General features: G+C 34.3%; 16 protein-coding genes and 1 tRNA gene. 11 read left to right on the forward strand and 6 right to left on the reverse strand.

Annotation, left to right across the window (positions count from 1 at the left end; all coding sequences use genetic code 11):
• Window positions 1-11: 11 nt before the first annotated feature.
• The 6 genes from ACFS3A_RS12300 to ACFS3A_RS12325 all read left to right on the forward strand — a co-directional run bounded on the left by ACFS3A_RS12300 (window position 12) and on the right by ACFS3A_RS12325 (window position 7,625).
• Window positions 12-557, forward strand: a complete 546-nt coding sequence (locus ACFS3A_RS12300) for an exonuclease domain-containing protein (RefSeq protein WP_379825822.1) — start codon at window positions 12-14, stop codon at window positions 555-557.
• Window positions 558-794: 237 nt separating this feature from the next.
• Window positions 795-1,421, forward strand: a complete 627-nt coding sequence (locus ACFS3A_RS12305) for a hypothetical protein (RefSeq protein WP_379825823.1) — start codon at window positions 795-797, stop codon at window positions 1,419-1,421.
• Window positions 1,422-1,454: 33 nt separating this feature from the next.
• Entirely contained in the window at window positions 1,455-2,585 is a 1,131-nt protein-coding gene (locus tag ACFS3A_RS12310) for an AAA family ATPase (RefSeq protein ID WP_379825824.1), read from the forward strand.
• A gap of 1 nt (window position 2,586) precedes the next feature.
• Complete coding sequence (locus ACFS3A_RS12315) at window positions 2,587-3,285, forward strand: hypothetical protein (RefSeq protein WP_379825825.1); 699 nt, start codon at window positions 2,587-2,589, stop codon at window positions 3,283-3,285.
• Window positions 3,286-3,292: 7 nt separating this feature from the next.
• Window positions 3,293-5,839 carry a hypothetical protein gene (locus ACFS3A_RS12320; protein ID WP_379825827.1) on the forward strand — a complete coding sequence of 849 codons (2,547 nt, stop codon included), beginning with the start codon at window positions 3,293-3,295 and terminating at the stop codon, window positions 5,837-5,839.
• A complete protein-coding gene (locus ACFS3A_RS12325) occupies window positions 5,823-7,625 on the forward strand; it encodes a hypothetical protein (RefSeq protein ID WP_379825830.1) in 1,803 nt (600 codons plus the stop codon). Before ACFS3A_RS12320 ends, ACFS3A_RS12325 begins: the two co-directional genes overlap by 17 nt.
• Window positions 7,626-7,679: 54 nt before the next feature.
• On the opposite strand, the gene ACFS3A_RS12330 is transcribed toward ACFS3A_RS12325, so the two are convergent.
• The 4 genes from ACFS3A_RS12330 to ACFS3A_RS12345 form a co-directional block, all read right to left on the reverse strand.
• The gene (locus ACFS3A_RS12330; RefSeq protein ID WP_379825831.1) at window positions 7,680-8,594 is read right to left on the reverse strand and encodes a phytanoyl-CoA dioxygenase family protein; all 915 of its coding nucleotides are present in this window, start codon (window positions 8,592-8,594) and stop codon (window positions 7,680-7,682) included.
• Between the two features lie 138 nt (window positions 8,595-8,732).
• The gene (locus tag ACFS3A_RS12335; protein WP_379825832.1) at window positions 8,733-10,511 is read right to left on the reverse strand and encodes an AMP-dependent synthetase/ligase; all 1,779 of its coding nucleotides are present in this window, start codon (window positions 10,509-10,511) and stop codon (window positions 8,733-8,735) included.
• A gap of 179 nt (window positions 10,512-10,690) precedes the next feature.
• A complete protein-coding gene (locus ACFS3A_RS12340; protein ID WP_379825834.1) occupies window positions 10,691-11,122 on the reverse strand; it encodes a hypothetical protein in 432 nt (143 codons plus the stop codon).
• A 148-nt stretch (window positions 11,123-11,270) separates the two neighbouring features.
• The gene (locus tag ACFS3A_RS12345) at window positions 11,271-13,682 is read right to left on the reverse strand and encodes a TonB-dependent receptor domain-containing protein (protein WP_379825835.1); all 2,412 of its coding nucleotides are present in this window, start codon (window positions 13,680-13,682) and stop codon (window positions 11,271-11,273) included.
• A 244-nt stretch (window positions 13,683-13,926) separates the two neighbouring features.
• Between ACFS3A_RS12345 and ACFS3A_RS12350 the strand changes: the two genes are divergently transcribed.
• Window positions 13,927-14,208, forward strand: a complete 282-nt coding sequence (locus ACFS3A_RS12350) for a hypothetical protein (RefSeq protein WP_179002819.1) — start codon at window positions 13,927-13,929, stop codon at window positions 14,206-14,208.
• Window positions 14,209-14,428: 220 nt separating this feature from the next.
• Here the strand turns inward: ACFS3A_RS12350 and purL are convergent, their stop codons facing one another.
• Window positions 14,429-18,082, reverse strand: a complete 3,654-nt coding sequence (gene purL / locus ACFS3A_RS12355; RefSeq protein ID WP_379825836.1) for a phosphoribosylformylglycinamidine synthase — start codon at window positions 18,080-18,082, stop codon at window positions 14,429-14,431.
• A gap of 424 nt (window positions 18,083-18,506) precedes the next feature.
• Window positions 18,507-20,018: a hypothetical protein gene (locus tag ACFS3A_RS12360; RefSeq protein ID WP_379825837.1), complete on the reverse strand. Its 1,512-nt coding sequence runs from the start codon at window positions 20,016-20,018 to the stop codon at window positions 18,507-18,509.
• A 297-nt stretch (window positions 20,019-20,315) separates the two neighbouring features.
• Between ACFS3A_RS12360 and ACFS3A_RS12365 the strand changes: the two genes are divergently transcribed.
• The 4 genes from ACFS3A_RS12365 (at window position 20,316) to ACFS3A_RS12380 (ending at window position 22,772) form a co-directional block, all read left to right on the forward strand.
• Window positions 20,316-20,747, forward strand: a complete 432-nt coding sequence (locus ACFS3A_RS12365) for a PaaI family thioesterase (RefSeq protein ID WP_012026684.1) — start codon at window positions 20,316-20,318, stop codon at window positions 20,745-20,747.
• A gap of 3 nt (window positions 20,748-20,750) precedes the next feature.
• Window positions 20,751-21,818: a chorismate-binding protein gene (locus ACFS3A_RS12370; protein WP_379825838.1), complete on the forward strand. Its 1,068-nt coding sequence runs from the start codon at window positions 20,751-20,753 to the stop codon at window positions 21,816-21,818.
• An 84-nt stretch (window positions 21,819-21,902) separates the two neighbouring features.
• A complete protein-coding gene (bshB1, locus tag ACFS3A_RS12375; RefSeq protein WP_379825840.1) occupies window positions 21,903-22,619 on the forward strand; it encodes a bacillithiol biosynthesis deacetylase BshB1 in 717 nt (238 codons plus the stop codon).
• A 79-nt stretch (window positions 22,620-22,698) separates the two neighbouring features.
• Window positions 22,699-22,772: transfer RNA gene (locus ACFS3A_RS12380), tRNA-His, on the forward strand.
• The last annotated feature ends 237 nt before the right edge of the window (window positions 22,773-23,009 follow it).

Here is a 23,009-nt window from a genome sequence, read left to right on the forward strand (position 1 = left end):
ATTTAAAAAAAATGAAAACTACAGATAAAATCATCATTATTGATTTAGAAGCCACATGCTGGCAGAGTGCAGTTCCGAAAGGCCAACAAAATGAAATTATAGAAATCGGATTGGCTGTTTTGGATACAGAAACAGGAGCAATCACTAAGAATAAAGGAATTTTAATTAAACCACAGCGTTCCAGTGTGAGTCCGTTTTGTACAGAACTGACGACCATTACTGCCGATTTGCTTGACAAAAATGGGATTTCTTTTGAAGAAGCCGTTGATTTATTAATCGACGAATACAATCCCGATTTGTACACTTGGGCGAGTTACGGTCAGTACGATTTGAATATGCTGACAAAACAATGTAAATCGTTTGGAATTCCATATCCGATGGGAGAGGGACATATTAATGTAAAAGAGCATTTTGCTGAAAAGTTTGGACTAAAAAGGTCTATCGGGATGAATGGCGCTTTACAATTATTGAATATTCCACTGGAAGGAACGCATCACCGCGGAATTGACGATGCTAAAAACATCGCTAAGATTTTGCATTGGTGCCTTAAAAATTAGAATTTAATTTGTTAATAACAGTTGTCAAAATGCATGGTTGATAGCTGTAGAAAGAAACTGCAGTTGTTTGCAGCTGTAGTTTCACTTTTTTGTTAAAAACAATTGCAAAAGCTAAAAGTAATATTTGAACAAAGGTTCAGATTTAATAATATATTTGTTCCTGTACAATTTTTCGTATGATACGAAAAATTACTTTCTTTAAAAAAGAATTCGATTCAAATAGGTATAACTAACAATATGGATAAAATAAAAACACCTTTTTTGGATACTATTTATCATCTCAGAACCATCGAACAGGTGATTTTGTATGATAAGCTAATTACAATTGCCCAAACAGAGGAAAGCGAAGCTGTTTTGTTTCTGGAAACAGAATATGAAAAAGAAATTTTAGAATATCCCGGAACTGCTCCCGACTTTAATGGAGGAGCAGCTTTATGGGCTGCGAGAACAGTATATTTGGCCACACAACTTTTGTTGCATAGAGAGCATAAAATGAGCGATGTCAAAGAACTTTTGCCTTTTTATATTGGAGAAATAGATGCTTCGGCAATTATCTCAGCAGATTTGTGTCTCCGTTTTTTGCCTCAGATTATAACAGAAATAAGGAAGATTGATCCGGAAGATTTGATTATTGAGATTTTGGAGAAACATTTAATTCAGTTTCATTATTCTGCAATTGGATCTGATGTGGATTCAGAAAACATAAGTTTTGAGATAATTGCAAAAAATGATTGTTTGCTGCAGCTTTATATTGACAGAATTGTACAAAGAAAATCTATAAAATGGGCACAATCTGATTTTATAAAAAAACAATTAGAAATAGGATTTGGAGACTACCAAAAACTTTTCTGGGCAGAGCTTTAAAATAAACGAATTAATAAAAATAGAAGTAAAATAATGAATGCTACAGCTAAATTAAATGCCGTTTTAAAACATATCAAAGAAACTTTTGTTGGAAAAAATGAAATCATCGATCTATTAGGAATTGGATTACTGGCACGAGAAAATGCCTTTTTGCTTGGGCCTCCCGGAACTGCAAAAAGTGCCATTGTCAGATCGCTTTCTAAAGGAATCGAGGGCGACAAAAACTTTGAATATCTGTTGACCCGCTTTACAGAACCAAATGAGATTTTTGGACCTTTTGATATTAGAAAACTGAAGGAAGGGGAACTGATTACAAATACTGACGGAATGATGCCCGAAGCTTCGATGGTTTTCCTGGATGAGATTTTTAACGCCAACTCGGCTATCCTGAACAGTTTGCTGATGGCGCTTAACGAAAAAATCTTTCGTCGTGGTAAAGAAACTAAAAAATTACCGGCTTTAATGTTCGTAGGCGCGAGTAACCTTATGCCAGAAGACGAATCGCTAAATGCTTTGCTTGACCGTTTTCTGATTCGTATCAAATGTGATTATGTAGAACCGGATTTACTGCATCAGGTTTTGCTTGCCGGATGGAAACTGGAAAGTTCTGTTGCTGAAGACGTGCCAACAATTTCGGCAGATGAAGTTCGCGAATTGCAAAAATTTTGCCGTCAGGTCGATTTGAGTGCTACACGAAACGAATATGTAGATATTATTCACAGCCTTCGAAATACCGGAATCAAAGTTTCTGACCGACGTGCCGTAAAACTTCAGAATCTTATTGCGGCAAGTGCCTTAATGTGCGGAAGAAAAGAATCGATTGTGTCGGATTTTTGGGTTTTAAAATATATTTGGGATAACGAAGAGCAAATTGAAATTCTGGAAGGAATCATTAATAAAATTATAGAAAAAGATACTTCTACAGAAGCACATCCGCAAGCGATGTACAATAAAACGCCGGATGCTGAAAGTGTGATGAAAGAAGTAAATTATCTAATCGAAAAATGGCAGGATGATAGCCTTTCTTTTGAAGAACAAAACGTAATCAAAGATAAATTAAGATATATTCAAACCCGTTGTGACTGGATCAAAGACGTAGAAAAGAAAAAGTATATTCAGGAACATATAGAATCTTTGTGGCAAAAAATTCTACAAACTATTTAACATGTATTTTTTAGAAATTAATAAAGAGCATAAAGATTTTCTTGGAGCATTGCGACATTGGGAAAATCTCAAAATAGCTTTTGAATCCAATACGATTTGGCTAAAGGAGTTTTCGTCAGAACAAATAAATTCGGCTGAACTTCTTCAGATTCCGTATACCAAAATATATGAGTTAAAAGAAAATTTATTGTTTGAAAGAGGAAAACAATTACCATCCAAAAAACTGCCTTCGGGTTTGTTATGGTCACCGGTTTTGAGAGGCTTGCCCGTTTCGTTTCCAAAATTCAATCATAATTTTTTTGGTATAAATGATGCACTTCAGATTACATTAAAACGATCAGAAGATGTAAAAGAAGCGCATGCTTTACTGGTCGAATATCAGGAATTGAAAGCCTATATTGAATCGGCTCCAAAATTTAGACTTGAACCTTTACAATGGGTTGTAATCCATAATAAAGCATTGATTATCGGGAAACCGTTATTGCCTTTAAAAGGAAATACTTTTTGGTTTAAGAATGATTTTTTAATGCCTTCCGGATATGATTTTGAATGGCCTGTTTTGACTAAGACACTTAAGGAAAAATTAAATTCTTTCGATAAAAATATAATACTATGGAATAAGGATAACAGTTATTCTTCTATTCCGAAACAAAATATAAAACCACTATCAATTAGTTCATTTCGCTTAACTTTTTCATAAAATAAAAATGGAATTTCAAAGATACTTTCAATCGTTCACAGACTATTTTTGGGTATGGGAAAATCAAATATTTTCTCCGGATAGTGTATTTGAGACGATCTCAATTCCGAATGGACAAACTATCGGTTATGAGAAATTTGTTTTTGAAATTTTAGAAGCACTTTCGGATACTAATTTTCCGCCCTTCGGAACCCTTTTGTTAGCCATTACCGCGACCAATCATGATAGCAAGGAAACTATTGACAGAATTCAGGAATGGGCAAAAGGTATAGAAGTCACCAAATCTTTTCCTATAGAACATTCATTTAGATTAGGGGCGAGTATTGGTTTTATGAGACAGCTTTCGGCTTTACCGGATGAATATAAAACAGGCGAGAGAAGACTAAAAATGTTTCAGACTATTTTTGATGGATGCCATAACAGAATTTCTACTGAAAAGGCAAAAAAGATTCTCGAAGAATATAAAGATCACAGACATCATTTGGTGCGGACGAGTGTCAAAGAACCTTTTAATGATGCCAATTTTATAAAAGATTTCAGAACGCTGGCTTTGCTCAAAAAGAGGTTTCCAACAGTACAGTCTATTTTGTATGCGATGGAGGATAATCCACATGAGGATTTAAAAGATAAGCTGAAAGAAGAAATTTTAGAAGAGGAAAATCTTAGCGATACAGCCACTTTTGTAGAGCAACTCATAAACGATGATCGTACGTTTCATGTAGGAAGTCTTATCAAGCGACTTTGGTCGGGACTTCATATTCCATTGCACCACAATCATCCGAGTGAACAGCCTTTGGGAGGAATCTCAGATTTGACAAACAAAGGTGATTTTGACAAATTGGTAATTTCTGAGTTTGCTTACGATGATGACGTTTTTATGTCCAGAATTGCAAATAACGAAGCATTATATATTCAAAGAGAAGTTCCACTGGAAGCAGATAAGTTCGAACGTATTTTGATTATCGACAGTTCATTAAAAAACTGGGGAAATCCTAAGATTCTGTCTTTTGCTTCGGCAATTGCGATTGCAAGACATCCCAAAACCGATATTAAATGCAGGGTTTTTGTAGCAGGTCAGGATTTTAAAGAAGTTCCGTTAGAGAACATTCATGATGTAATTCAGGCATTGAGTGAACTTAGTGGTAAACTGGATTGTTCGCAAGGACTTGAATTGTTTTTTCAGCAAAATAAAATTAGCAGTAAAAATCAGGAAGTATTTCTTTTTTCTTCAGAAGACAGTTTGAAACTGGCGACGATGAAAAACGTGATAAGTACTTATTATACCGAGATTAAGTATGTTTTTGAAATGGAGATGGAAGGTATTAAAGTCTATAAAAATCAGAACAAAGGCAGAAAGATGCTTCAGCATATTATAATGCCGTTGGAAGAACTGTGGAAAAAAGAAAAAGGAGATTTACCACGTCGTAAGTATTCAGAAACAGACTTTAATACTATTCCGCTTTTATTTCCGGTAGAAAGAAGCTATCAAAATATCTTTTATTATGGTACGGACTTTTATACCTATCTGAACGGAAATTTATTCTGGTTTGTTAGTAATGATTTCAGTAAAGGATTTAAAAAAGTGGCTTCAAATCTACCTTTCGAGAAAGGAGATTTTGCTATGAAAACCAATGATAAAGGAGAAAGACTGTTATTATGTTATGTGAGCGATTCTACTCCTGAAGTGAGTGTTTATAATGTTGATAAACAAGATTTTAATAAAAGTGTGGTTCCTAATGAAGATCTGAAAGATCTGAAAGTTAATGTGTTTGGGTATAGAAATGAGTTCTATTTGACGGATGGCGGATGCTATTGGCGTGTGGATGATGCTTTAAAAATAAGATCTAATGGTAATAATTTTCTTGATGAAGCTTTTTCGGCCTATAGTATAAAACAAAATTCTTTTGTTAGAGATTTTATGAACAGTAAATTCAAATACAGTGTCATGAAAAAACTAAAAGGAGTGTCAATTGTAAATAACCATTTAGAAATCAATGGGTTTAACTTCACTCATTTAGAATTTTCTAAAAGAAATTACTATTACCCGAGTGAATCTAGACAAGAGACAATACGATTTGAGGAAAAAGTAAATCTTATTTTGAAAAACAAAGGAACATCAGTTATTGATCTTGTTCAGATAATAAAACAACATACAGATAAATCTTTAGCAGAAAGTAAAGCTGTTGTAGATGAGGAACTTGGCGTTGTTTTAAATAATGTAACAAGACAAGAAGCCGAAGTTTTAAAGAGAACAATTGAAAGAGGCAGCGCAGTTTGTTACATCGAAACTTTGTTTTTTGAGTCGCAGGACGGAAGCAGGGTAATCAATAAGGACGGAATTTTAATATTTGAAAGCAGTAAGGAGGAAATTCCTAAATTTTATATTCCTTTTATAGCAAACGGAAGAACTATTATGGCCTCAGAAAGTGAATATTCCGGTAATGATTATTTTATAACAGATTCTTTTCTGAAAAGTATAAAAGAAAAAGACTTTCTGGAAAAATATTTAGATCCATTTATACAAAATGTAAGACAGCATGGAACTCAAACTTAGTATAAATTCCAGAAACACATATCCCAAAGGAGGTGTTTTTATAAAAAGCGGATTGCCAAAAGTGTGGCTTCAGGAAATTCAAAATATTGGATTGGCGTTTCATTTGGTCAAAGCTTTTCCCGTTCCCGGTTCAAATGCCAATGAATTATTCGGGTGTTTGTTGATTTTGGATCAGAGTCTGATTAAAACGGACAATATTGGAAAAAATTATTTCTGTCAATTGATAGAAAACAAACTGTTTATTCCCGAAAATACAATTGTGACCCCTCAGTTAACAAAGGCTGAGTGGCACAATTTGTTTTCTGAGCATTATCATTTCATGCATCCGGATATTGGATTAGTGGAATTAAAAGAAGAAGTCTCATGGATCGATTTGATTGAAGCACCAGTTTTAAAAGAAGTAGATATACTGGAACCTTCAAAAACAATTCATATTCCGCAATACATATCATCAATACGTTACGAAGCAAATACGGAAGATATTTTGGAAGCGCTGGAAAAGCCATTTTCACAGGAAGATATGCCAGATAATTTGCCATTTGATATGGAGGAATTAATGAAAGGAAATCAAAAGGAAATGGATAAGTTTTTAGCGTTTCTGGATAAAAATCCTGAAATGGCTTTAAAACTGGCTATTCCGCTGGATACTTTAGGAACGGCAAGAGGCGGATTTGACGAAAAACTTTCTTTTGATGGAATTGGTTTAGGTTCAGCTGGTGGCAGTTCTTTTTCAGGAGGAAGAAGAAATACAATAAATGAATCTGAATTTGATGGAAAGCCTTTTTTAATTGTTTTTAAGATCATTTTTGTACTGGTCATTCTGTTTAATTTAAAAAGTTGTGATTTTAGCAACAGTAATATTGGAGCCAATTCGTCTCTTGCTTTGATTATTGTTGTGTTTGCAATTGGTTTAATAATAGCATTGGCACTTCTTAGCAGTAATTCTTCCAGTTCTTCCGGAAGTTATTTACCATCACGCCAGCCATCGGGTTCCGGAGGTTCAGCCCTGATAGATTCTGAGCGTTTTGCGACTATTCAAAACCGATATGAAAAAATGGCGGAGGAATTTAAAGAAAGAAAAGATTATGCTAAGGCCGCACATGTGTATATGAAACTGCTTAAAAATTATTATAAAGCAGCTGATGTTTTGGAAGAAGGCGAGTTGTACAGCGAAGCTGCAGCAGTTCATCTGAAGTATTGCAACAACAAAAACAAAGCCGCTGAGTGTTATGAAAAAGCACATGTCTACAAACAGGCAATTGAATTATACAGAGAGCTCAATCAAAATGAAAAAGTGGGAGATTTGTATACAGTTCTTAAAGATAAACCGGAAGCCGATAAGTTTTATGGTAAAGTGATAGAGGAGTATAAAGGGAATAATCAATACGTAAAAGCATCTTTTATTTATAAAAATAAAATCAATAGTATAGAGGATGCACAAGAACTATTGATAACAGGTTGGAGAAGCAATAAAGATGCATTCAATTGTTTGAATAACTATTTTGTAAATATCGAGTCAACACAGAAATTATCCCGAGTTATAACTTCAATTTATGAATCGGATGTTTCGGCAGAGAATTCGGAGCTGTTTTTGCAGGCCATGAAACAGGAGTATAAAAAGCATGAAGATTTAGAAGAAATCACTAAAAATATTGCGTACGAAATTGTAGCAGATAAGATAACGACTAAACCTGACATAGCATCAGAATTGGTTGCCTTTAACGAAAAGAACAAGTCAATACTTAAAGATGTTATGAAGTATAAATTGAAAGTGAGAAAAGCCTAAATAAAAACGGGCTTATGATTCAGTTGATTATACTCGTTTTTATTTTTAAATCATTTAAAGCCATTCTTTGACAGCATTATAGTCATTTGGAAGATAAGTAAGGTATTGTACCATTCGCGGATTTTTTCCTTTGTTTGGTGTAGCACAGTGCGGAAGCTTTTGGTCCCAAATAATAAAATCTCCCGCTTCACCAATAATTGGTTTAGCCTGCAATGTCTGCAATGCTTTTTCTCTTGGATTTTCATGTGGTTCAAGTTCGTCAAGCCATTGATCAATTTGGTTGTGAAAACCCGGAACACAATGAAAAGCACCATCATTCGGTCCGCAGTCGGTTAAATATAGTAATCCCTGAAGTCCAAAAGTAAGTGGCTTTTTTAAACTCAAATCCCAATGAAGCGGACTTCCCATAAAAGTAAAATGGACTGTTTCAGGCGGGTTAAAACTTACTTTGTCGATTGTTTTGTAAATATTTTTAGTATTATAAAGTTGTTCATATGCCTTTTTAATCTTTGGAGAAAAACGATTACGGTTTAGAGTTTCATGGTCAGAAAAATTAAGCATCAAACCTTTTTGGTCTTCATGTCGGTTATACCAGCTTTCTTTTATATTGGGATCCATTTTCAGGTATTCCCAAATGGCTTTTTGTGTATCATTACAGTCTTTTTTTGAAATAGCATTTTTAACAACTATATAGCCATTTTGGTTCCAGAATTCAAGATCTTTTTCAGACAGAACATCTTCGATTAAATCGTTAGTTTCGGTTGCGATATTTCGTTTTCTGTTTTCGATCCATGTTTTAAAAGTTTTAAAATCAGGTTTTTCGAAATGTAAAAAATGTAAAGCATCTTCCATACTAATACCTAATTCATACAAGGTTTTAATTGCGTGATGCCAGTTTTCATTATTTGAATCAACATTTTCAGGATCTACTGCTCGTTTCCATAATTGTTCAAGGGCACTCCAAGGCATAGTTTTCAGTTTTAGTTGAGATGTAACCAAAATTACAAGATTTATTTTTAGTTATTCAAGGTAAAAACACCTGTTTTTTAGGCATAAAAAACGGCTGTCAACTGACAGCCGTTTTCGTTGTGGTTATATTACTTTGATTTAATTCTGACCATAAATTTTAGCATAAAGTTCTTTGTAAATCTCTTTAATAATTTTACGTTTTAATTTTAAAGTTGGGGTAAGCTGTCCGCCATCAATAGACCAGACATCAGGAGTAAGTTCAAAGCGTTTAACTTGTTCCCAGTGTCCAAATTTTTTGTTGATACTTTCTACTTCTTCATCAATTCTTTTAATTACATCCGGATTTGCACTAATTTCAGCATCAGTACTTCCTAAAGTAATTTTATGGATTTTTGCCCATTCTTTTACGAATTCAAAGTTTGGCTGAATAAAAGCTCCCGGCATTTTTTCGCCTTCACCAATAACCATAATCTGCTCAATAAAACGAGATTGTTTCATTGCATTTTCAATCATTTGCGGTGCGATATATTTACCTCCTGAAGTTTTGAACATTTCTTTCTTACGATCGGTAATTTTTAAGAAACCTTCACTGTCAATTTCACCAATATCTCCGGTATGGAAATAACCATCTTGTAAAGCTTCAGCTGTTTTTTCAGGATCTTTAAAGTAGCCTAACATTACATTAGGGCCTTTTATTAAAATTTCACCGTCTTCAGCAATTTTAACTTCCAGATTACGAATTGGTTTTCCAACGGTTCCAATTTTAAAACCTTTATTTCTTTGGTCGTTAACTGCAATTACTGGAGACGTTTCAGTTAAGCCGTAACCTTCCATAACCGGAATTTCTGCGGCAGCAAAAACTCTTGTCAAACGTGGCTGTAAAGCTGCACTTCCTGAAACCATTAAATCTAAATTACCTCCGAGACCTTCTTTCCATTTGCTGAAAATCAATTTGCGGGCAATTTTTAACTGAAACTCGTACCATGCTCCATTTGCTCCGTATGGTTCATACTTTAAACCTAAATCAATGGCCCAGAAAAATAGTTTTTTCTTGATGCCGGTTAATTCAGCTCCTTTTGCGTAAATTTTATCGTAAACTTTCTCCAAAAGTCTTGGTACGGCCGTAATTACAGTCGGGCGGACTTCTTTTAAGTTGTCACTGATTTTATCAATAGATTCTCCAAAATAAACAGAAACTCCATAATATTGATAAATGTATAAAATCATTCTTTCAAAAATGTGACAGATAGGCAAGAAGCTTAAAGCTGTACTTTTTCCCGGATCGAAGGGAATTCTGGGAGCACTGTCTAAAACATTCGAAACAATATTTTTATGCGAAAGCATTACTCCTTTTGGTCTTCCTGTTGTTCCGGAAGTATAAATTATAGTCGCCAAATCATCTGTGTGAATGCTGTCTTTTCTGGCTTCTACTTCACTTTGATTGCTTTCGTCTTCTCCGGCTAATAATAAATCAGACCAATGTTTGCAACCAGAAATTTCATTAAATGAATAAACCTCCTTTAAAGTTGGTACATTCGCTCTGATAGCTTGTACTTTTTGATATACTTCATCATCAGAAACAAAACAATAAATGCTTCCGCTGTGATTTAAAATATATTCGTAATCTTCTTCAGCAATTGTTGGATAAATCGGAACATTCTGTGAACCTGTCTGCAGAATACCAATATCCATTATGTTCCATTCAGTTCTGTTATTTGAAGAAATTAATGCAATTTTATCATCTTTTTGAACGCCCATGCGCAATAATGCTCTCGAAACAGCATTTGCTTTTGCAATATATTCCTGGCTGGATGTTTTTTCCCAGACTCCGTTTTTTTTGGTTGCCAGAGCAACTGGGAGGTTGTAAGTTTCTTGTTGATAATAGGGAAAATCAAAAAGGCGTGTGATTGAAACCATGTCTAATATATTGAATTATTATTGCAAATTAAATAAAAATTGGGTATGATTTTTAAATTTATAAAATTTAATCGGAAAATTTACGGGTACTATTAAAATTCAACGAAAACGTTTTCTTTTTTATAGAAAATGCCGCCAAAATTGAATAAATATTTAATGAGAAGGTTGTTTCTTACCTTTTATTGAACATTGTAATCTACATATTCTTTCACTCTTTCGCCCATTAAGAACATTTTCTTCTTGGCAAAATGAATAGAAAATTGAGAATAGTACCATTCTTCGCTGTCATTTGGTCTATACCAGAAAGTGTACGAAGCACTGTTAAATCCTTCTTTAAAAACAGGAACCCCTTCTTCTGTACATTCTACTCCCCAGTTGATTTTTTGTTTGCTTAAATCTTCTGCCTGAATAAAACCTGTTCCGTCCGGATTTAAAACTGTAATCGGTTGTTTTTGATTTAAAGGGGCATAAGTTCCCGGAACAGGATATCCGATAGTAGTAGTGATATAACGTTCCTTAGAATTGTGGGTAATTTGATCTACATGAACTTGGGCATGTAATTGAAAAGCAGATAAAAATAAACTGCAGATAAGTAATTTTAAAAATTTCATTCTATGTAGGTTTAAGTGTTTTTGGAGCCAGAAAAAAATCTAGTGGTAAATTTTTTCTCTGGCGAATATAATTCAATTTTTTAATAGAATTATGACTTAAAAATACAAGAATGAAATTTTTAATTTTTAAAGGTTTTTGACTTTCTTTTTACTCTGTTGAAAACTGATTTTCCAATAATTTTTCTTTAAAGTCAGATTTGAAAGTGTAAGCAAAAGTAATCATCAAAGCACGAGTATCGGATTTAGAAGTCCTGTTATTGCTGAATAATAAGGTATTGTTTTTATAACCACTTTCTAAAGTATTAAACATATCGGTTACAACTAATCCCAAACGGGCATTGCTTTTTCCTAATTTCTGCTGGAATCCCAAATCGACATTGTAAATCGGAATTCTTTTTCCCTGAGCCGTTGCTACTGCTGAATTGTAGTTGCCAATGATTTGAAGTTTTCCACCTTTCCATGGAGTGAAATTATTAATTAATTTTCCGTACCAGCTAAAAGCGTTTTTTACAAAATCTTCGGCTTGATCCAGATTACCGGCGTTGATGTTTTGTTGAAAAGCGGTTAAGCTGATATTGGCATCATAAAAAGGAAAAGGTTTTAAACTAAAAATAGTTTCAAGTCCGTAAGTAACCGTATTTCCAATGTTTTGTGGCTGTAACAAAATGACTCCATTATCTTGCAGAATACCATATTGTCTAATAGTGTTATTGGCATTTCTGTAAAAAGCATTTCCGGAAAAAGAATAATGATTCCATTCTTTATTATAGCTTAACTCTACAATATGAATAATTTCAGGTTTTAAATAGGGATTTCCTCCATGCGGATTCAAAGCATCTGTAATATCAATAAAAGGGTTCAGATCATCTAAGTCCGGACGATTAATTCTTTTGCTGTAGCCAAATTTCAAAAACTCATCCGATTTTAAATTCAGTTGTACAGAAGCTGAAGGAAAAAGTTTTAAATAATCGTTTGAGAACTTGTCATTTCCGTTTTGTGTTTTACCATTATTCGAAACCTGTTCAGCACGGATTCCGAGATTGTATTTCCATTTTTGATTTTCTTTAGAACCTGAATACGAATTCCAAAGTCCGTAAACAGCATTTATCTGCTCATTAAAATCAAAAATTGTACTCACCAAAGGATTTACTACATATTCATTATTAATTAAATCTGCGCTTTGAAAATCAGAATTAAAGAAACGGAATGTTCCTTTATATCCTGTTTCAATCATAGATTTCTCTGAAATAGGGAAGGCGTAGTTTAGAATAACATTCGAGATGTTTTCCTTTTCATAATTATGAGTACGCTGCCAAAAAGTATCGTCCATCAGGTTCTGATTTTCGTCATAATTATTAGTATCAATATCTGTATTTTCTCTGTGAAAATTGTACGAAGTAGTAATGCTGGCGTTTAAACTTTTTCTGTCATCAGAAAATTTTCGATCATAATTAAAAGCAAATTCAGCAGCTTTTGAACGTTCTAATTCTAGAGAATGACGTTTGTTGCTTGAATAAAATTGGTTAGAACTATTGAAAATATCTGTTTTTAAAGTTTCATCATTGTCCTGACTTTCCAAATTCCCAAGTGCTTCAAACGAAAAAGTATTTTTTTCATTTGGTGAAAAATCAGCATTGAATTTTAAATTTTGCAGACCTTCCGTTCTTTCATCACTTCTGTTCTGATTAATAAAATGCTCGTCATCAATAAGGTAATTGGTTCTTTCACCTTTAATACTTTTCGTTCTTCCGGCAAAACGATTATCGTAGGCAAGTCCTACATTCCATTTATCAGTTTTATTGTTTAAAAGAACAGAACTGTTCATTCTTCCTTTTGCTCCAAATCCGCCACCAAGAACCGCTGCGCAATTTAATCCGTTTAAATTGTTTTTCTTCAATTTAATATTAATGATACCGCTTTCTGCATTAGCATCGTATTTTGCAGTTGGACTTGTTATTATCTCAATACTTTCAATACTGCTTGCCGGAATCTGATTCATATTGGTAATGGCAGAATTTTTTCCATTAATTAAAATCAAAGGTGTTTTTCCTCTTAGAGAAATTGCATCATCAGCATCAACAGAAACCGTTGGAATGTTTTTCAACATATCGATTGCTGTTCCGCCGGATTGCGAAATGTTGGAAACAGCATTAAAAACAAAACCTTCATTGGTTTTCTGAATTTGTTTTTTCTGGGAATTTATCACTACAGTATTTAAAAGGTTGGCATCTTCTTTTAAAGTAATATTTCCTAATGAAATCGAAGTTCCCGTATATTTTATTTTTTGAGTAAATGTTTTAAAGCCAATCAATCGAAATTTTAGAATATAATCTGATGGATTGATATTTTCCAGAACAAATTTTCCAGAAGTATCTGTAACGGCGTATGCGGTTGTTTTGGTTGTATCAGCAACTGGCTTTAAAACGACATCGACAAATTCAAGTGGGGTTTTCCCATCTGAAATGGTTCCATTGATAGAATTTGTTTTTTGACTAAAAGAAGATTGGCTTATAGCAAATAGTAGAATTGCTGCGACTAAATTTTGTTTCCATTTTTTCATGAGACAAAGTTATTTATCGCATGAACTACAGCCGAATAAAGAGCCTTAAGATATTATTAAATTAGACTTAGGGCTTATTAATGGTTTCCTTTGAATAAAATTAGGATAGTAAAAAAAGGGGATTTTTCCCCTCTCAAAAACAGGAATTTTCATGAATTGATTAAAAGACCCAAATCTTACTTTTATCCCGTTAGAATGCGGAGGCCGAAAAGCAAAAGAGTAGGCGTTACATAAATTAAATACTATGGAAACTGCTTTTTTCTTAGCGATGGGCTGGTGCGGAACAAAATATCCTGGCTGGTGGCGACATTTTTTGAAGAAACCTCCAATTCCTGAACCGGAACCCTGGTGGATTATTTCGACAATTGGTTTAGGCTTAATTGCAGGGCTTGCCGGTGGAACAGTTTTTAGCATGGTGATTCGCGAAAGTCAATACTTTTCAGGACAAGCTGCAATTGCTTCCGGATTGTTTGCTTTTGGAACTGCCAATATTGTAACCGGAATTGCAACCGCTTTTAAGGATTGAAAATGTAAAAATGCTTCGACATATTTGGGGATAGCGTTGGGGTATTTTTTTTGCCACGAATTACACGAATTAGTTTTCCAATTATTTATATTAAAAGATTAACTAAAAATCATTGTAATCCTTTAATCTGTGGCTAAAAAAATAGTGGAAATTCGTATAATTCGTGGCTATAAAAAAAAGCGCCCGATAATTTCGGGCGCTTTTCATAAAAATATTTTTCTTAGTTTTTCTCAATCCATTTTCTGGCGTTAACAAAAGCTTCGTGCCAAGGCGTAACCTCGTCATTTCTGTCTTTTGGATAATGAGCCCAGTTCCATTGGAAAGTAGAACGCTCAATGTGAGGCATCATAACCAAATGTCTTCCTGTTTTATCACACATCATTGCTGTGTTGTAATCAGAACCATTTGGATTTGCAGGATAACCTTCGTAAGCATATTTAGAAACGATGTTGTATTGATCTTCTGCATAAGGTAATTTGAATTTACCTTCTCCGTGAGAAACCCAAACTCCTAAAGTACTTCCAGCTAAAGTTGACAACATTACAGAGTTATTTTCCTGAACTGTTACAGAAGTAAAGATACTTTCGTGTTTCTGGCTTTCGTTATGGTGCATTTTTCCGTGAACTTCATGTTCTGGATTAATAACTTCCAATTCCATAAACAACTGACATCCGTTACAAATTCCAACAGATAAAGTATCTTCTCTTTTGAAGAAATTATCTAAAGCTGTCTTTGCTTTTTCGTTATATAAGAAAGCTCCGGCCCAACCTTTAGCAGAACCTAAAACGTCTGAGTTAGAGAATCCTCCAACAGCACCAATAAACTGAATGTCTTCAAGCGTTTCACGTCCAGAAATCAAATCCGTCATGTGAACATCTTTTACGTCAAATCCTGCTAAGTACATTGCATTTGCCATTTCACGCTCAGAATTACTTCCTTTTTCGCGAATAATAGCTGCTTTTGGTCTTGGTTTAGAATTGTCGATTTCTGGTTTCTTTCCTGTAAAATGTGCAGGGAAAGTATAATTTAAAACCTGATTTTTATAGTTTTCAAAACGAGCTTTTGCTGTTCCGTTTTTAGATTGTTTTTGATCTAATAAATAAGAAGTTTCGAACCAAACATCTCTGTAAGTTGGAATATCTAATTTGTATTCTCCAATTTCTAAAGTTGCAGTATTTTGAACTGAACCAATTTTGAAGAATTCGATATTATTAGCTTTTAATTTAGCTTCAACAGCTGCATCAGATTTAGCTTGGAATACGATTCCGATATTTTCAGCAAAAAGGATTTTCAATAAGTCTTTTTCCGCGAAAGCGCTGAAATCAATTTTTGCTCCAAGGTTAACATCAGCAAAACACAATTCTAATAAAGTAGTGATCAAACCACCGCTTCCGATATCGTGACCTGCTAAGATTTGGCTTTCGCCGATTAATTCCTGAACGGTATTAAATGCATTTTTAAAGAAAGAAGCGTCTTTAATTGTAGAAGTTTCGTTTCCGATTGTATTTCTGATTTGTGCAAAAGATGAACCTCCAAGTTTGAAATCATCTTGAGACAAATTGATATAATAAATTGAATCTCCGTTTTTCTGTAAAACTGGTTCAACTACTTTTCTAATATCTGTACAGTTTCCAGCAGCAGAAATAATAACCGTTCCAGGAGCGATTACTTCGTCGTTTGGATATTTTTGTTTCATTGAAAGTGAATCTTTTCCTGTTGGAATATTGATTCCTAATTCAATAGCAAATTCTGAACAGCCTTCAACAGCAGCGTATAAACGAGCGTCTTCACCTTCGTTTTTACAAGCCCACATCCAGTTTGCAGATAATGAAACTCCTTTCAACTGCTCTTTAATTGGCGCCCAGATAAGGTTTGATAATGATTCTGCAATCGCATTTCTACTTCCAGCAACAGGATCAATCAAAGCCGCAATAGGAGCGTGGCCAATAGAAGTTGCAATTCCTTCTTTTCCTAAATAATCCAGAGCCATAACTCCAACATTATTCAAAGGTAATTGTAACGGACCTGCATTTTGTTGTTTTGCTACTTTTCCTCCAACACAGCGGTCAACTTTGTTCGTCAACCAGTCTTTTGAAGCAACTGCCTCTAAACGTAAAACGTCTTTTAAGTATGATTCGAAATCTCCTGCGTTGTAAGCAACATCAGCATATTTTCTGTCCACTGTACTATCAATCATAACCGTTTTTGGAGAACTTCCGAAGAAATCTTCTAAAGCATAATCCATCGGTTTTGAACCATTTGATTTAGATTCGAATGTGAAACGGTGATCTCCCGTTACATCTCCAACTTCATACATTGGCGAACGCTCTCTGTCAGCAATTCTTTGTAATGTATCGATGTCTTTTTGACCAATAACCAATCCCATTCTTTCCTGAGATTCGTTACCGATAATTTCTTTTGCAGAAAGTGTTGGGTCTCCAACTGGTAATTTATCCAAATCGATCAAACCTCCAGTTTCTTCCACCAATTCTGAAAGACAGTTTAAGTGTCCGCCCGCACCGTGATCGTGAATAGAAACAATTGGGTTATTGTCGCTTTCTACTAAACCACGAATTGCATTAGCAGCACGTTTTTGCATTTCAGGATTTGAACGCTGAATCGCATTTAACTCAATTCCTGAACCGAAAGCTCCTGTATCTGCAGAAGAAACTGCAGCACCACCCATTCCGATTCTATAATTTTCTCCTCCAAGAATTACGATTTTATCGCCTTCTTGTGGTTTCTTTTTAATGGATTGATCTAGTTTTCCGTATCCAATTCCACCCGCTTGCATAATTACTTTATCGTAACCAATTTTTCTGTTTTCTTCTTCGTGTTCGAAAGTTAAAACAGAACCTGTAATAAGCGGCTGTCCAAATTTATTTCCAAAATCTGAAGCTCCGTTTGACGCTTTGATCAAAATATCCATTGGCGTCTGGTACAACCATTTTCTTTCTTCAATAGCATTTTCCCATTTTCTGTCTTCTTTCAAACGAGAGTAAGAAGTCATGTAAACAGCAGTTCCAGCTAATGGCAATGATCCTTGACCTCCAGCTAAACGGTCGCGAATTTCTCCTCCAGATCCTGTTGCAGCTCCGTTGAAAGGCTCAACTGTTGTTGGGAAATTGTGTGTTTCGGCTTTTAATGAGATAACCGAATCAAATTCTTTTATTTCGTAAAAATCAGGTTTGTCTGCTGATTTTGGTGCAAATTGCTGCACTTTTGGTCCTTTTACAAAAGCAACGTTGTCTTTGTAAGCAGACACAATATCATTAGGATTTTCCTGAGATGTTTTTTTGATTAATTTGAAAAGAGAAGTTTCTTTTTCTTCACCGTCAATAACAAAAGTTCCGTTGAAGATTTTGTGACGGCAGTGTTCTGAATTCGCTTGTGAGAAAGCAAAAATTTCAGAATCAGTTAATTTTCTTCCAAGTTTAGTCGAAAGATTGTTTAAGTAATCAACTTCTTCTTCGCTTAAAGCTAAACCTTCTACTTTGTTGTAAGTCGCAATATCATCAATCTCCAAAATTGGTTCTGGCTGAATGTTGATAGTGAAGATTTCCTGATCTAATTCATTGAATTTTTGAGAAAGCATTGGATCAAAATCAGTGAAATCTTCCGTTGCTGGATGAAATTCTTCGATTCTGATAATGCCAGAAATTCCCATGTTTTGAGTAATTTCTACAGCATTTGTACTCCAAGGTGTAATCATTGTTGCGCGAGGACCAACAAAGAAACCTGTCAATGCAGATTTTTCGATCTTACTCGCATCGGCAAAAAGCCAGTTTAATTTTGAAATGTCTTGAGCTGAAATTTCGTTTTGCGTTTGTACGGCAAAAACAGTTTTGCTTTGGTTTTCAAAGAAATGGATCATTTGTGTAGTTTGTTGTATTGAGGTGCAAATTTAGTCAATCTAAACCGAAAAAAAAAGCAACAATCTGTGCCTTTTTCATTATTTATTTTCACTCTTTTTTGTCCTGAAAATGCAATTTTTTTGCTAGTCGAAACACTTAAAAATTAACATTTTTTGATCTTCAATTTTTGCCTGTAAACGGTTGTTATTTTTCAAATTTGAATTAAAAAAGCACTTTGTGAAGAAGAGGAATTCTTAAAGTTTAATTACAAATTTTTCTAAAAGAAATCCGAGAAAATTGCAGGATGCGTAAAAATTATTGCCACGAAGGCGCTAAGACGCGAAGATTTTTTTGAATTTTTCGTCTAAAACTTGGCGACTTTACGTCTTTGCGAGAAAACTTGATAAGAAACTTAGTGTCTTAGCGTCTTAGTGGCAAAAAAAATTACTTAGGGAAATCCTGACTCTGATAAGCACCCAAATCCGGTGGGGAAGTTCTTGTAATTCCTAAAATATCAAGTGGAATTATATAGGTCTGATTCCCTTTCGCGAAAGCGGCAGAAGTTTTATCGATATTAAATTTGTTTTCAGAAGTATTATAAAACTTAGGATTCTCATTTAGAATAATATTGTTATAATGTTCTGTATCTGTTTTAAATTGATAAAGCGGATTTGTTGATGAACTGCTGAATTTTAAAAGGCAATTGTTCAGTTGATAAACAAAAGCAGAATTAGCATTTTTACTCAAATTAAATTCGTTTGTTCCCGATCCATAAATAATGCAGTTGCTAAAAGTAGCCTGTGTTAGAGCATTTGATTCCGGAGTTGCTCCTGCCAAAGAATTAGTCAAACTAACTGCAAATTGAGAGGGAGCCGACCAATTATTATTGAAAGTACAATGCGTGAATTTATAATTTCCGCCGTAAACACATGACAAACTCGCCAAACCAGCATAATTAATCACGATGTTTTCTCCAGTAATTTGAGCATTTTGAGCTAAAATTCCATATTCAACACAATTGTAAATCTGAGTATTTTGGATTGTAATATTGTTAACGGGATTTTTAAAGTCTAAACCTATAACAGCATTTTTCAAGGTCAAATGATTGATGGAGTGATTGGTACTTCCGTTTGCAAAAAGAACCGATTTCCATTGCCCCGGAATATCAGAATAAAGCGATTCTAAGCGATCGCCTTCAAAAATAACTTCGTTTTCGAGTTTATCTGTTGTTGAACTTGTTCCATTGATTTGAAGAGAGGCTTTATTCCCGACATATAAACCGGAATTGGCATGAAAATGAACTCTTGCACCAGCCTCAAAAGTTACCGTTTTATTTTCAGGAACTCCTGCGTAACCATAGATTACATAAGGTTTTTGTTTGGTAAAAACTAATTCGTTTCCGTTTTCGGGATCATTTTCGCTTAAATAAAACCCGTCGACATCCTTACCTTCAATTTTGATTTTTTCTTTCGTCCCGTCCGGATTTTGATTCGGATATAAAAAAACAGCATCCTGAATCAAAGTGACTAAAGCGACTTCCTGAAGATTGGCGCCACTATCAAACTGAATTTCGTCGGTATATAAAAAGTCAGTTGGATTGGCGTCTGTAATATCTGCTGTAGTTTTTATAAAAATATACAAACTGTCTTTTGCTAAAAGCGTCACATCTTTAAATATCTTGCCGTTATTTCCCGTCATTCCGTCAACGGTCATTCTGTATTTAGAATTTAAACCTTTTTTGAGCTGTACAATCGGAATCGAAATATCGTTTTTACTTCGATTGTAAACTTTCAATTGATATGTGCTGGAACCAATGTTTTTAAAAACAGTATCCAAATAAACAGTGTCTTTTGAAAACTTTAGGTCTCCAGTACTGGCAACAGTATCAAAATCAGTTCTACAAGAACTGAAAACTAATATTAAACCCAGAACTAAGATTGCAAAGTATTGACGCATTTGAATGTTTTTTTAGCCACAGATTAAAAGGATTAAAATGATTTTTTTTCGCCACGAATTACACAAATTAAATTGAAATAAAATTCGTGGAAATTTGTGTAATTCGTGGCAACATATTTTTTTTAAATCCTTTCAATCTATACAATCTGTGGCAAAAAACGCCAAAGATCGATTTTGATTGTTTTTGTAAAAATAACAAAAAACCTACATGTTCGAAGTTGAATTTTAAATTTTAGAATCCGATTTTCGATTTATGTCTTATCTTTCTTTAATTTTACGATTTTAAAGATTATTTTAATGAATTATACAAAAGAACAAATTTTAGCGCGCTGTAATGAGTTTTCTAAAAACACATTAATGGAAACGCTGAAAATTGAATATATCGATGCCGGAGAAGATTTTTTAACAGCAAAAATGCCAGTAAATCCAAGCGTACATCAGCCAATGGGATTGTTGCACGGCGGAGCTTCTGTAGCTTTGGCGGAAAGCGTTGGAAGTGCGGCTTCATTCTTTTTCATCAATCCGAAAGAGCAGGAGGTAAGAGGAATTGAAATCTCGGCAAATCATCTAAAAAGTATTCGTGAAGGTTATGTTTTTGGAACAGCCAGAATTATTCATAAAGGAAGAAGTCTTCATTTATGGGAAATTAAAATTACAGATGAAGAAGGTAATTTGGTTTCGCTTTGCAAATTGACGAATATGGTTTTGGACAGAAAGAAAAGTGAATAAATTATGAATCCATTTTTCTTAAAAATTAAAAACCATAAAGAACAAAATTTACCTTTTGTACTTTATTCAAAACCCAACTCCACAGATCTGGTTGGAATTTTACAGCAGGATGATACGTTACATACCGTTTCAGATTACAGTGAAAAAGGTTTCGTTTTTGCTTCTTTTGACGAAAAACAGTTGATTTTAATTCCTGAAAATGAATCTGAAATTATTACTTCTGAAAAGGAACCGACTTCATTTGAGCCAATCGAAATTGATGATTTAAGTTTTGATCCTGAAGCTAAATTTCAATATGAATATTTAGTTGCTCAGGGAATTCAGGCGATTAAAAATGAAGAATTCAAAAAAGTAGTTTTATCGAGAAGTGAAGAAGTGCTTCTGGCTGAATTTGATTTTATTGAAACTTTTCAGCACTTGGTTCAGCTATATCCAGCCACTTTTTGTTATTGTTTTTTTCATCCAAAAATTGGATTTTGGATGGGAGCGACACCTGAAAAGCTTTTAAAAGCGAATGAAAATGTTTTTGAAACGATGGCTTTAGCGGGAACGCAAAAAGATAATAATCAAACAGAAATTGTCTGGCAGCAAAAAGAAAAAGACGAACAGCAGTTTGTAACCGATTTTATTGTAAAAAGACTTCGAGAATTTGCTGCTTCTGTAGTAGTTTCTAAACCTTACAGTTTAAAAGCGGGATCAATCTGGCATATTAAAACCGATATTTCGGGAGTTTTAAAAGAGAATTCGACTTTAGAAGAAGTGATTGATACTTTGCATCCAACGCCGGCTGTTTGTGGTTTGCCAAAGAAAAAAGCAAAAGCATTTATTATAGAAAATGAAAATTACGATCGTGCTTTTTACAGTGGTTTTCTGGGAGAATTAAACAGCAGTTTTGCGGGAAATAATTCAAGTTCTGATTTATTTGTAAATTTACGAAGCATGCAGATCCAGGAAAACAAAGCCATTCTGTATATGGGTTGTGGTATTACAAAAGAAAGTATTCCCGAAAAAGAATGGGAAGAAAGCGTCAATAAATCGATGACGATGAAGAGAGTTTTGAAAATAGCTTAAAAATAAGTTTCCAGTCGCAGTCACAGTTTACAGTTTTGCTGAGACTGAATACTGCGACTTTAAACTGTGACTAAAATAAAAATTATGAAATTAGACATATTAGCCTTTGGTGCACATCCGGACGATGTAGAATTGGGTTGTGCCGGAACCATTTTAAAAGAAGTTTCACTTGGGAAAAAAGTTGGAATTGTGGATTTAACGCGTGGAGAATTAGGAACACGCGGAACTGCAGAAACTCGCGATCAGGAAGCAAAAGACGCGGCTAAGATTTTAGGCGTTGTTGTTAGAGAAAATCTGGCTATGCGTGATGGATTTTTTGTTAATGATGAAAAACATCAATTAGAAGTCATTAAGATGATCCGAAAATATAAACCTGAAATTGTATTGTGTAATGCAATTGACGATCGTCATATTGATCACGGAAAAGGAAGTAAACTGGTTTCAGATTCTTGCTTTTTATCTGGTTTAATGAAAATAGAAACTTCAATAGATGGAGTGAAACAAGAAGCCTGGAGACCTAAAGTAGTTTATCACTATATTCAATGGAAAAATTTAGAACCGGATTTCGTTGTGGACATTACAGGGTTTGAAGAAAAGAAAGTAGAAGCGATTATGGCGTATAAAACCCAATTTTACGATCCGAATTCCAGTGAACCTGCAACACCTATTACTAGTAAAAACTTTTTTGAAAGTCTAAATTATCGTGCGCAGGACTTAGGAAGACTAGTTGGGAAAGATTTTGCTGAAGGTTTTACAGTTGAAAGATGTTTGGCAGTCAATAGCTTAGAAGATTTGATTTAATTTTTATAAAAATTTTTCATTTTTTTCTTTGTAGAACTCAACCTTTGTTCTATATTTGCACTCGCTAAGCAGAAAAATGGTGGTTGTAGCTCAGCTGGTTAGAGTAGCGGTTTGTGGTGCCGCGGGTCGCCGGTTCGAACCCGGTCAGCCACCCAGATTTAAAGCCTTGAAGAAATTCAAGGCTTTTTTTGTGCTTTTATATTTTTTTCTTTGTGATCCTTCGTTCCTCAGGAGGACAAGTAGAAACTTGTAGATTAAATTTTTGAGTCGTCCTGAAATAGGTTGACAGGTTTCACAATATTAATTAAAACCAGTAAAGTTCTCTTTGCTGGTTTTTTGATATACAAAATTAGGTGTTTTCATTTTCAAGCTTAAATGCGGCCTTTTTTG

The organism is Flavobacterium notoginsengisoli, assembly GCF_042686225.1.
GTDB classification, from domain to species: Bacteria; Bacteroidota; Bacteroidia; order Flavobacteriales; family Flavobacteriaceae; genus Flavobacterium; species Flavobacterium notoginsengisoli.